This window comes from Mycobacterium sp. (genome assembly GCF_049280035.1).
GTDB lineage: Bacteria > Actinomycetota > Actinomycetes > Mycobacteriales > Mycobacteriaceae > Mycobacterium.
Window position 1 is genome coordinate 1 of the sequence record NZ_JBAPPI010000327.1, and the last position, 11,266, is coordinate 11,266.

The following is an 11,266-nucleotide window of genomic DNA, read 5'->3' on the forward strand; positions in this document are numbered from 1 at the left end:
GGTATCGGCGTCGTCATGGGCGTTGTTCGCGGTGCTGACCAAGGGCGTCATCGAGGTGGTCCGAGACGGCCCGGGCGCGTTGCTGCGAGCGCCGGAACTGTATGCCTGGATATTGGCGGGGCTGGTCGGGACGGTGTTTCAGCAGTCGGCATTCCGCGCCAGCACGTTGACCGCCTCGCTGCCCGCGATGACCGTCGCCGAGCCGGTGGTGGCTTCGGTGCTGGGTGTCACCGTGCTCGGCGAGACGTTGGACACTCCCGGTCCTCAGATGTTTGTGCTGGTGGCGGCGGTGATTGCGGTGATTGTCGCGACGACGGCCCTGGCCCGCGGCGAAGCGGCCACTATGGCTGCTAATGGCGACGACCAGCCGACATTGTCCGACCGGGACATGGAGGCCGCTGCTTTTGCCTTGAGCGCGGCCCGCCGCTAGCGCCATAGGCTGTTCATGGAAACTGTTGGTGAATAGTCGGTGCGGGTAACCCCTTGCGGGCTGGCCCTCGGCGAGGAGATCGTGCATGTCGAAAGCGGATTTCGCGGCGCTGATCGCGCTGTGCGCCGCGCTGGCGTCTGCGATCGGCGATGTGGTCCGGCAGCGCTCGGCGCAGGAGATCACCGATAAGCCGGTCGTCGGTCACCTCGAGCTCTTCGGGTTGTCGGTGCGCGACAGGCGGTGGTGGCTGGGCGCTGTTGGCGCCGTGGCCAATTACAGCCTGCAGGCCGCCGCGCTGGCCCTGGGCTCGGTGATGCTGGTGACGGCACTGCAGGTGACCTCGCTTCTCTTCGCACTGCCGATCTACGCGCGGTTGGCTCATCACCGGGTGACGCGCTCGGAGTGGATGTGGGCGGTGCTGCTGGCCGCCGCATTGGCCGTCCTGGTCACCGTCGGCCACCCGGGTGGCGGCCACTGGCGCGGTTCGCTGGGGACCTGGGTGGCGGTGGCCGCAGTGCTGGGGCCGACCTTGGTGTTGTGCGTGCTGGGTGCCCGTATCTGGTCCGGCGGTTCGGCCGCGCCGGTGCTGCTGGCGGTGGTGGCGGGCTCATCGCTGGCGCTGTTCGCGGTGCTGACAAAAGGCGCCATCGGCGCGGTTTCTGGCGGCTTCGGGGCATTCCTGCGGGCGCCCGAATCCTACGGTCTGATACCGGCCGCGTTGGCGGGGATGATCTTTCAGCAGTCGTCGTTCCGGGCCGGCGCGCTGACCGCCTCGCTTCCGACGGTGACGGTGGCCAAGCCGGTGGTGGCGTCGGTGCTCGGGGTGCTGGTGCTCGGCGAGACGTTGGACGCCGATGGCCCCGAGGTTTTTGCGCTGATCGTCGCCGCGGCCGTGGTGATCGTCTCGACCATTGCCTTGGCCCGCGGCGAGGCGGCCAGCATCTCGGCCGGCGCCGGGCGTGACGTCGTGTCGGTCGCGGAGGTGCCGTAGAAACGCGCTTTCGTTGCTCAACTTAGTAGCGTGTCTATGGAACAGTTGGTCGAGAGTCGAGGAGGAGGCGCCCATGGACAGGGCCGAGGTCGCCGCCGTGCTCCTGGCTTTAGGCGCCGCGCTGGTATCAGCTATCGGCTCCGTGATCCGGCAGCGTTCCGCGCACGAGATCGTCGACAAACCGGTCGGCGCATGGGAGTTGTTTCGCCTGTCGGTGCGCGACAGCCGGTGGTGGTGGGGCGCAGTGGCTGCGGTGGCCAATTACGCTCTGCAGGCCGGGGCGCTGAGCCTCGGCTCGGTGATGTTGGTGACCGCGCTGCAGGTGACGGTGTTGCTGTTCGCGTTGCCGATCAACGCCAGGATTACCCATCAACGGGTCCCCGCTTGGGAGTGGGTGTGGGCAGCGTCGCTGGCGATCTCGGTGGCGGTCATCGTCGGGGTCGGCAATCCGACGTCGGACCAGCAGCGCGCCCCGCTGGAAACCTGGGTGGTGGTGGCCCTGGTGATGGGCCCGGCACTGGTGTTGTGCGTGCTGGGCGCCCGAATCTGGTCGGGCGCGACCGCGGCCGTGCTGCTGGCGGTGGTGGCGGGTTCGTCGCTGGCGTTGTTCGCGGTGCTGACCAAGGGTGTCATCGAAGCGAGCGAGGGCGGCGTGGGGGCGTTGCTGCGGGCGCCCGAACTGTATGCCTGGCTCGCCGTCGCGCTGGCCGGCATGGTGTTTCAACAGGCGTCTTTTCGCGCCGGTCCCCTCACGGCGTCGTTGCCGACGATGACCCTGGCGAAACCGGTGGTGGGATGGATCTTGGGAATCACCGTGCTCTCCGAGGAGCTGCGCGTCGACGACGAGAAATTGTTTGTCCTGGTGGCGGCGGTGGCCGTAATGATCGTGTCGACTGTCGCATTGGCCAGGGGAGAGGCCGCCGGGATGGAGGCGCTCGGCAGGCTGCGGTCGAAAGCGACTGCGCAACGCTTGGCGTCGACGGAACGCTAGTTTGATTGCGTGTTGAGCACCATCGCGATCATCCCGCCCGCGCCGGTGCTGGTCCCCGAGCTCGCCGGAGTCGCGGCCGACGAGGTGGCTGAGTTGCGGGCGGCCATGGTCGCCGCTGTCGCTGCGCTGCCGCCGCGCTGGGTGGTCATCGGGGTCGGCACTGCGGACGTCGTGGTCGGCCCGGAAAGCGTGGGTACCTTCGCGGGTTTCGGCGTCGACTTGGGGGTGCGGCTCTCGCCGCAGGCGACCGGCCAGCCGGGCGAGTTGCCGCTCTGCGCGCTGATCGCCGGATGGATGCGGGATCAAGCTCAGCCAGATGCTCACGCCGAGGTCCGGGTCTACGCCGGGCACCACGATGCCGACGCCGCGCTGACCTTTGGCAGACAACTGCGCAGCGAGATCGACCAATTGGCCGAGCCGACGGGCGTGCTGGTCGTCGCCGATGGCGCCAACACCTTGACCCCGGCCGCCCCGGGCGGCCATCACCCCGCTGACGCCGATGTCCAGCTTGCCCTGGACGACGCGCTGGGCGGCGGCGACCTGGCCGCGCTGACCCGGCTACCCGGGCAGGTCGTGGGGAGGGTGGCCTTCGGTGTGCTGGCGGGTCTGGCCGAGCCGGCACCCCGATCGGCCAAGGAGCTCTACCGGGCGGCGCCCTACGGCGTTGGGTACTTCGCCGGCGTCTGGCAGCCGTGAGGCCGCTGGCGATCGTCGGCCCGACGGGCACCGGTAAGTCGCAGTTGGCTCTCGACGTCGCCGAGCGGCTCGACGCGGAGATCGTGAACGCCGACGCGATGCAGTTCTACCGCGGCATGGACATCGGCACCGCGAAACTGCCTGTCGCGCAACGCCGCGGAATCCCGCATCACCAACTCGACGTCCTCGACGTCACCGAGACCGCGACAGTCGTCCGCTATCAGGGCGCCGCCGCCGCCGACATTGAGGCGATCGCGGCCCGGGGCAAGGTACCGGTGCTGGTGGGCGGATCGATGCTCTACATCCAATCGCTGCTGGACGACTGGTCGTTCCCGACGACCGACCCGGCGGTGCGGGCGAAGTGGGAGCAGCGGCTCGCCGAGATCGGAGTGGATCGCCTGCACGGCGAGCTGGCTGGTCGCGATCCGGCGGCTGCGGCGTCGATCCTGCCGACCGACGGCCGACGCATCGTGCGGGCGCTGGAGGTGGTGGAGCTCACCGGTCAGCCGTTCGCCGCGTCGGCACCTACCATCGGCACACCACGCTGGGACGCTGTGATCGTCGGATTAGACTGCGGCACTGAACTTCTCGACGAACGGCTGGCCCGGCGCACCGAGACGATGTTCGCCGACGGTCTGGTCGACGAAGTGGTCACGCTGCTCGACCGTGGGCTGCGCGACGGTGTGACCGCATCGCGGGCGCTGGGCTACGCGCAGGTGATCGCCGACCTCGACGCCGGCGGTAACGGCGACGGTGCTCGCGAACCGACGTTCATCGGCACCCGCCGCTACGTGCGGCGCCAGCGGTCGTGGTTTCGCCGTGATCACCGGATTCACTGGCTGGATGCCAGCGCGCCCGCCGGCTATGGAGACATCACAGCCGCGGCGCTGTGCGCCTGGCGGCAAGTATCCTGAGCAGGTGATGCGCGCCGACGACGATGATGCCGGCATGAACCCGGGGGGTCCCCGCTTGCGGGGAGAGTGGCGCACATGATGTTCGCCAAAGGCCATGGCACCCAGAACGACTTTGTGTTGTTGCCTGATCTGGATGCCAAGCTGACGCTGACGCCCGCGGTGGTGTCCGCGTTGTGTGATCGGCGCCGTGGCCTCGGTGCCGACGGGGTGCTGCGGGTCACCACAGCGGGAGCTGCGCTGGCCGCGGGAGTGCTCGATCGCGTGCCGGACGGCGTGACCGCCGGCGACTGGTACATGGACTACCGCAACGCCGACGGGTCGACCGCACAGATGTGTGGCAACGGCGCGCGAGTATTCGCGCATTACCTGCGGGCCAGCGGATTGGAATCCCGGGACGAGTTCGTCGTCGGGTCACTCGCGGGCCCGCGACCCGTCGTCCTGCATCACGTCGATGGGACCAATGCCGACGTCAGTGTCGACATGGGCAAAACCAACACGTTGGGCAGCGGGGGCAAGGCCTTTGAGGTCACAGTTGGTGGCCGCACCTTCAACGGGCTGGCGGTCGATGTCGGCAACCCGCACCTGGCCTGTGTCGACCCGGAGTTGACCGTCGACGCGCTGGCGGCACTCGACGTCGCGGCGCCGGTAACGTTCGACAAGGCACAATTCCCGGACGGGGTCAACGTCGAAGTTCTCACCTCGCCGGCCGACGGCGCGGTGAACATGCGGGTGCACGAGCGCGGGGTGGGCGAAACCCGTTCGTGCGGCACCGGAACCGTCGCCGCCGCGGTGGCTGCACTGTCGTACGCCGGTGCGGAAAACGGCACGCTCACCGTGCGGATTCCGGGCGGCGACGTCGTCGTCACCATCACCGAGGCCACCAGCTATCTGCGCGGGCCGTCGGTATTGGTGGCCCAAGGCGAACTTAGCGAGGAATGGTGGCAGGCAGCACAGCGTTAATTCGGATGCATGTCGCTGCTCTAGCGTGCACCATCTAATTGCCTATGACGTATCCAGAATTTCCTGACCAATTGCCACCCAGCACGGGTGAACTTGCGCTCGACGACCGTTCGGCGCTGCGCCGCGTCGCCGGGCTATCCACCGAACTAGCCGACGTCTCCGAGGTTGAGTACCGGCAACTGCGCCTCGAGCGGGTCGTTCTGGTCGGGGTGTGGACCGAAGGCAGCGCTGCCGAGGCTCGGGCCAGCCTCGCCGAATTGGCTGCGCTCGCCGAGACCGCCGGTTCGCAGGTGCTCGAAGGCATGATTCAGCGCCGTGACAAGCCTGATGCCTCGACCTATATCGGTTCGGGTAAGGCGGCCGAGTTGCGCGAGGTGGTGTCGTCGACCGGTGCGGACACGGTGATCTGTGACGGTGAGTTGTCCCCGGCTCAGCTGACCGCGTTGGAGAAGGCCGTCAAGGTGAAAGTCGTTGACCGTACGGCGCTGATCCTCGACATCTTTGCCCAGCACGCCACCAGCCGGGAGGGCAAGGCCCAGGTCACGCTCGCGCAGATGGAGTACATGCTGCCGCGGTTGCGCGGTTGGGGTGAGTCGATGTCGCGGCAGGCCGGTGGGCGTGCCGGCGGCAGCGGCGGCGGGGTGGGTCTGCGTGGTCCCGGTGAGACCAAGATCGAGACCGATCGGCGCCGCATCCGCGAGCGAATGTCGAAGCTGCGCCGCGACATCAAGGCGATGAAGCAGATCCGCGACACTCAGCGCAGTCGCCGGTTAGACAGCGACCTCCCGTCGATTGCGATCGTCGGCTACACCAACGCCGGCAAGTCCAGCTTGCTCAACGCGTTGACCGGCGCCGGGGTGCTGGTGCAGGACGCGCTGTTTGCGACCCTGGAACCCACTACTCGCCGTGGGCAATTCGGCGACGGACGCGTGTTCGTGATCAGCGACACCGTCGGTTTCGTACGGCACCTGCCCACACAGTTGGTGGAGGCGTTCCGTTCGACGCTTGAGGAGGTCGTCGACGCCGACCTGCTGGTGCATGTCGTCGACGGCTCCGACGTCAACCCGCTTGCCCAGATCAGTGCGGTGCGCCAGGTGATCTCCGAGGTAGTCGCTGACCACCACGGCGGTCCGGCGCCGGAGCTGGTCGTGGTCAACAAGGTCGACGCCGCAGGCGATCTGGCGTTGGCCAAGTTGCGCCGTGCGCTGCCGGGCGCGGTGTTCGTCTCGGCGCACACCGGGGACGGCGTCGATGCGCTACGCCGGCGGATGGCTGACATGGCCGCGCCGACCGACACCGCGATCGACGTCGTGATCCCGTATGACCGCGGTGATCTGGTGTCGCGCGTGCATGCCGACGGCCGGGTGCAGCAGACCGAGCACAACAGCGACGGCACCCGGATCAAGGCCCGGGTGCCCGTGGCGCTGGCCGCCAGTCTGCGCGAGTTCTCGGCGACCTGAGATCGCCCCAGACAGCGGAAACGCCGGAACCCCCGGCTCCGGCGCTTCTGCCTGGCCGCCTCAGCCCTTCGCAGCGAACGTTGGTCGTGGACATTTTCACAAATCTATTAATGCCCGGCGCCATTGGATTCGTGTCAAATTACATAACCGGGATTACGGACGTGAAGTTCAATTAATCGGACTAATTGTCACCTTGTAATTTTTCAGCGCACGCTCAGGGAAGCCTCGACAATGCGCCGGAACCGCTCACTCCGCGACGTCGTAGGCATCTTCGGCAGGTGCGGCCAATATCCGCTGCGCTAGCTCTGCCTTGAGCTGGTCCAGGTTCGCCTCTTCGGCCTGACTGCGGTCGGATTTGCCGGCGAGATCGATGAATTCGGCGGTGACGAAGCCCCGGCGCAGCAACAGCGTCGCGGCGCGGCCCGCGATGGAGATCTGGAAGACGAAACTCTGCAGCAGCCGCCCGCGATCGGGTCGAGTCAGGGCCAGGTCAACCGTGTAGCGACCGTCGGACACCGCTCGGGTGACGGCCTCGAAGCCGTCGCGCGCCCCCGGCCCCTGAAAGGCGGTGCGGATGACAACCGATCGCCGCTGCGGCGGTTGGTTCGGAGATAACACTGCGAATGCCCGCTGCAGCACTTTGAAGGCATTGGCCACACCGGCCGGCGAATAAGGCCCCGCATAGCACAGCATGTCGGTGTAGGAGAACTCGAGCAGCTGGCCGCGTTCGGTCACGAGGAGCATTTCGTCCACGTCGCTGACTGTAAGCCGGGTAGGCACCTCGGGGCGCCCAACCATCCGGTTGGTAGTTGGTATATCTTGGGCGCACAGTCCCTATCCCGCCGGAGGTCATCCAATGGGTAGCGCCGTCAAGTACCAGCGCACGCTGTTCGAACCCGAGCATGAATTGTTCCGCGAGTCCTACCGGGCCTTCCTGGACCGCCACGTCGCCCCGCACCACGAGGAATGGGAGAAGGCGAAGATCGTCGACCGCGGGGTGTGGTTGGAGGCCGGTAAACAGGGCTTCCTGGGCATGGCGGTGCCCGAGCAGTACGGCGGCGGCGGCGACCCTGACTTCCGCTACAACACGATCATCACCGAGGAGACCACCGCAGGCCGTTACAGCGGCATCGGTTTCGGGCTGCACAACGATGTGGTGGCGCCCTATCTGCTGCGTTTGGCCAACGACGAGCAGAAGGAGCGTTGGCTGCCGAGGTTCTGCACCGGCGAGCTGATCACCGCGATCGCCATGACCGAGCCGGGCACCGGCAGCGACTTGCAGGGCATCAAGACCCGCGCGGTCAAGCAGGGCGACCACTACGTGCTCAACGGGTCGAAGACGTTCATCACCAACGGCATCAACTCCGACCTGGTGATCGTAGTGGCCCAAACTGATCCGGACAAAGGGGCGCAAGGCTTTTCGCTGCTGGTCGTCGAACGTGGCATGGAGGGCTTCGAGCGCGGCCGGCACCTGGACAAGATCGGCTTGGACGCCCAGGACACTGCTGAGCTGTCATTCACCGACGTGAAGGTTCCCGCGGAGAATCTGCTCGGCGAACAGGGCATGGGCTTCATCTACCTGATGCAAAACCTGCCGCAGGAGCGAATTTCGATCGCCATCATGGCCGCGACGGCAATGGAAACGGTGCTTGAGCAGACCCTGCAATACACCAAGGAGCGCAAGGCTTTCGGTCGATCGATCGGAAGTTTCCAGAACAGCCGATTTGTGCTGGCCGAATTGGCGACCGAAGCCACCGCGGTCCGCATCATGGTCGACGAGTACATCCGCCTGCACCTTGACGAGAAGCTATCCGCCGAGCAGGCCGCGATGGCCAAGTGGTACTGCACCGAAAAGCAGGTGCACCTGATCGATCGCTGTCTGCAGTTATACGGTGGTTACGGCTACATGCGCGAATACCCAATTGCGCGAGCCTATCTCGATGCGCGGGTGCAGACGATCTACGGCGGCACCACCGAAATCATGAAGGAAATAATTGGGCGTAGCCTCGGCGTCTAGCCGAGGCCATCAGGTCCAGCCTCGGCGTCTAGCTTGATGACGATGCAGGCTCGGGACCGGCCCCGGGCGCGTCGTGCGCCTGGTGGGCTTGTTCGAGCAGCCCCATCAGCTCGGCTTCCCGGCGGATTCTCGTCCGGTATTTCGTTGGTAACAAGGCGATCTCGTCTTCTTCGGCGAGCAGCCGAACGAACAACTCTTCCTGCTCTATCGCGTCGGCGGCGTAGTTCTGGTTGAGGTACTCTGCCGCGTGCCGACGGGCCCCGGCGACGACGTGTTGCGCCCGTCCGCGGGGCGACAGCAATGACGCCACCGTCGTGATGAGTAGGACGACGATAATCACCGTCAACGACAACGTCGTGCTCAGCTCGGCGACGAGGACCGGGTTGCCGCCGTTGATAAACGGAATGTTGTTGTCGTGCAAGGCCTGCAGCATCAGGTTGGCACCGATGAAAGCCAATATCGCCGCGAGACCGTAGGACAGGTACACCAGTCGGTCGAGCAGACCATCGATCAAGAAATACAGCGGCCGAAGGCCCAACACCGACAACGCGGTGGCCGAGAACACCAGGTAGACGTTCTGGGACAGCCCGAACAGCGCCGGGATCGAGTCGAACGCGAACAATATGTCCGCCCCGCCGAGGGCGATCATCACCAGCAGCATCGGCGTCATCACCCGCCGGCCGTCCTCGACGGTGAACAACCGGTCGCCGTCATAATTCTCGGAGGTGCGCACCAACCGTCTGGCGATGCGGATGAGCACCGTATCCGTGTTGCGGCGTTGCGTTTCCGAGGATTTCGCGAGGTTGGTCGCCATGATTAGCAGGACGATCCCGAACAGGTAGAAGGCCCATTCGAAGGTCGTGATCAGTGCAGCGCCGATAAAGATGAATCCGGTGCGCGCGGCCAGCGCCAAGACGATGCCGAATAACAGCACTTTCTGTTGGGCGATCCGCGGTACGGCGAAGCTGCTCACGATGAACAAAAAGACGAACAGATTGTCGATAGACAGGGCCTCGTTGCTCACATAACAGGCGAAGTATTCAACGCCCATCGATGTCCCGCCGAAAGCCCAGACACCGACGCCGAACACCATCGCAATTCCGAGGTAGATGGCCGACCACACCGCCGCTTCGCGCAATGTCGGTCTGTGGGCGCGGCGGACGCTGAACAGGTAGTCGAACACGACGAGCCCGGCGATCACGGCAACGATCACAGACCAGACCGGTCCGGAAGCACCCATGCCTGCTCCGTTTCCGCGTGCCACATCACCACGGGGACCACCCCGGGTATCCGGCACCGTAACGCAAAATCGGAGGAGCGGAATGCGACACCTAGCACCGTTGTGGACATCATTTCGACGTCGAGGGGATATCCGTTCCGTAGGGTCTTCGATATGAATCCGCAAACGTCGCAGTTGAAACTGGCCACAGACTGCGGGCGCGGCGGCCGCCAGGAGGTGTGATGGCAGGGCAGCAAAGTCGATCGAGCACCGTCGTCGGGCGTGCGCTGCTTGGCCTAGTCGCGCTGGCGACAGCTTTAGGGTGCGCGGCATTGTTGGCGCCCGTCGCGGCGGCATCCCCGCTGGGCGAGGCCGATGATGCGATCACCGCAGCTTGGAAGGACGCCGGCGGGGACCATTCGGATCTCGGCGCCAAGCAGGGTGATTGCTACGCCGCCGGACAGGGATTCGCCCAGGACTTCGTGCACGGCAAGATGTTCTTCACCCCGGCCACCGGCGCCAAATCGATGTCGGGTGCCGTCCTGGACAAATACGAAGCTCTCGGCGGCCCGGCCGCTAGCGATCTGGGTTTCCCAACGATCAACGAAGTACCGGGGCTGGCCGGACCCGACAGCCGGGTCAGCACCTTCTCAGCTAGTGACAAGCCGTTGATCTTCTGGACCCCCGAGCATGGGGCATTCGTGGTGCGCGGGGCGATCAACGCCGCGTGGGACAAACTGGGCAGCTCCGGTGGAGCTCTCGGCGTCCCGGTGGGCGACGAAACCTACGATGGCGAAGTCGCCACCCAGGCGTTCAGCGGCGGCCAGGTGTCCTGGAACAGGCTGACCAAAGCTTTCGCCACCGTCCCACCCAATCTGGCGAACCAGCTCACCGATCTGCAGGTACCCATCGATCCGACCGCGGCCATCAACATGGCGTGGCGCGCAGCAGGCGGCCCGTCCGGCCCGCTGGGCGCCAAACAAGGCGATCAGTATTCGGTGGGCGGCGATGGGCTGGCGCAGAACTTCGCCGGCGGCAAGATCTTCTTCAGCCCGGCCACCGGCGCCAACGCCGTCGAGAGTGACATTCTGGCGAAATACGAGGCGCTGGGCGGGCCGGGTGCCAGTGCCCTCGGCTACCCGATCGCCAACGAGGCTGACGGCGGTCTCAAGCCGGCCAGCCGGGTGAGTGCGTTCGCCGCCGCCGACAAGCCGGTGATCTTCTGGACGCCCGACCACGGCGCGTATGTGGTCCGCGGCGCGATCAAGGCCGCGTGGGACGAACTCGGCGCAGCGACCGGCAAACTAGGCGCGCCGGTGGGCGATCAGACGGCGAACAAAGACGTGATCACGCAGAAGTTCACCGGTGGTCAGATCTCGTGGAATCAGGCCAAGAACACGTTCAGCACCCAGCCGACGAACTTGGCGTCGGCACTGTCCGGGCTGCAGGTGCCGGGCCAGAAGATGCCGGCCGGTTCGGCGTCGAACGCCGGCGTGGGCGGCTGGCTCAACTGGCATCGGTGGTGGTTGCCGGCTGCGGTCGCGGCGGCGGTGCTGCTGACCGGGATCGCCGCGCTGGCGGCCTGGAC

General features: G+C 66.2%; 11 protein-coding genes. 9 read left to right on the forward strand and 2 right to left on the reverse strand.

Annotated features, from left to right (window positions below):
• The 7 genes from WAN71_RS10985 to hflX form a co-directional block, all read left to right on the forward strand.
• A partial coding sequence (locus WAN71_RS10985) for a DMT family transporter (RefSeq protein ID WP_422225353.1) occupies positions 1 to 430 on the forward strand: 430 nt, incomplete at its 5' end.
• Positions 431 to 515: 85 nt separating this feature from the next.
• Complete coding sequence (locus WAN71_RS10990) at positions 516 to 1,421, forward strand: DMT family transporter (RefSeq protein ID WP_422225354.1); 906 nt, start codon at positions 516 to 518, stop codon at positions 1,419 to 1,421.
• Positions 1,422 to 1,494: 73 nt separating this feature from the next.
• Positions 1,495 to 2,412, forward strand: a complete 918-nt coding sequence (locus WAN71_RS10995; RefSeq protein WP_422225355.1) for a DMT family transporter — start codon at positions 1,495 to 1,497, stop codon at positions 2,410 to 2,412.
• Positions 2,413 to 2,421: 9 nt separating this feature from the next.
• On the forward strand, positions 2,422 to 3,108 hold the full coding sequence (locus tag WAN71_RS11000; protein WP_422225356.1) for a hypothetical protein: 687 nt from the start codon (positions 2,422 to 2,424) through the stop codon (positions 3,106 to 3,108).
• Positions 3,105 to 4,022: a tRNA (adenosine(37)-N6)-dimethylallyltransferase MiaA gene (gene miaA, locus WAN71_RS11005; RefSeq protein WP_422225357.1), complete on the forward strand. Its 918-nt coding sequence runs from the start codon at positions 3,105 to 3,107 to the stop codon at positions 4,020 to 4,022. The genes WAN71_RS11000 and miaA overlap by 4 nt, the downstream gene beginning before the upstream one ends.
• A 75-nt stretch (positions 4,023 to 4,097) precedes the next feature.
• Positions 4,098 to 4,982 carry a diaminopimelate epimerase gene (gene dapF / locus WAN71_RS11010; RefSeq protein WP_422225358.1) on the forward strand — a complete coding sequence of 295 codons (885 nt, stop codon included), beginning with the start codon at positions 4,098 to 4,100 and terminating at the stop codon, positions 4,980 to 4,982.
• A gap of 44 nt (positions 4,983 to 5,026) precedes the next feature.
• The gene (hflX, locus tag WAN71_RS11015; protein WP_422225359.1) at positions 5,027 to 6,442 is read left to right on the forward strand and encodes a GTPase HflX; all 1,416 of its coding nucleotides are present in this window, start codon (positions 5,027 to 5,029) and stop codon (positions 6,440 to 6,442) included.
• Between the two features lie 246 nt (positions 6,443 to 6,688).
• On the opposite strand, the gene WAN71_RS11020 is transcribed toward hflX, so the two are convergent.
• On the reverse strand, positions 6,689 to 7,186 hold the full coding sequence (locus tag WAN71_RS11020; RefSeq protein WP_422225363.1) for a hypothetical protein: 498 nt from the start codon (positions 7,184 to 7,186) through the stop codon (positions 6,689 to 6,691).
• Positions 7,187 to 7,298: 112 nt separating this feature from the next.
• On the opposite strand from WAN71_RS11020, the gene WAN71_RS11025 reads away from it, so the two are divergent.
• A complete protein-coding gene (locus WAN71_RS11025) occupies positions 7,299 to 8,459 on the forward strand; it encodes an acyl-CoA dehydrogenase family protein (protein ID WP_422225360.1) in 1,161 nt (386 codons plus the stop codon).
• A 28-nt stretch (positions 8,460 to 8,487) separates the two neighbouring features.
• Here WAN71_RS11025 and WAN71_RS11030 read toward each other — a convergent pair whose 3' ends face one another.
• Positions 8,488 to 9,699, reverse strand: coding sequence for a TerC/Alx family metal homeostasis membrane protein (locus tag WAN71_RS11030; protein ID WP_422225361.1), 1,212 nt, complete (start codon positions 9,697 to 9,699; stop codon positions 8,488 to 8,490).
• 221 nt (positions 9,700 to 9,920) lie between these two features.
• On the opposite strand from WAN71_RS11030, the gene WAN71_RS11035 reads away from it, so the two are divergent.
• The coding region (locus WAN71_RS11035) for an LGFP repeat-containing protein (RefSeq protein ID WP_422225362.1) at positions 9,921 to 11,266 on the forward strand (1,346 nt) is incomplete at its 3' end.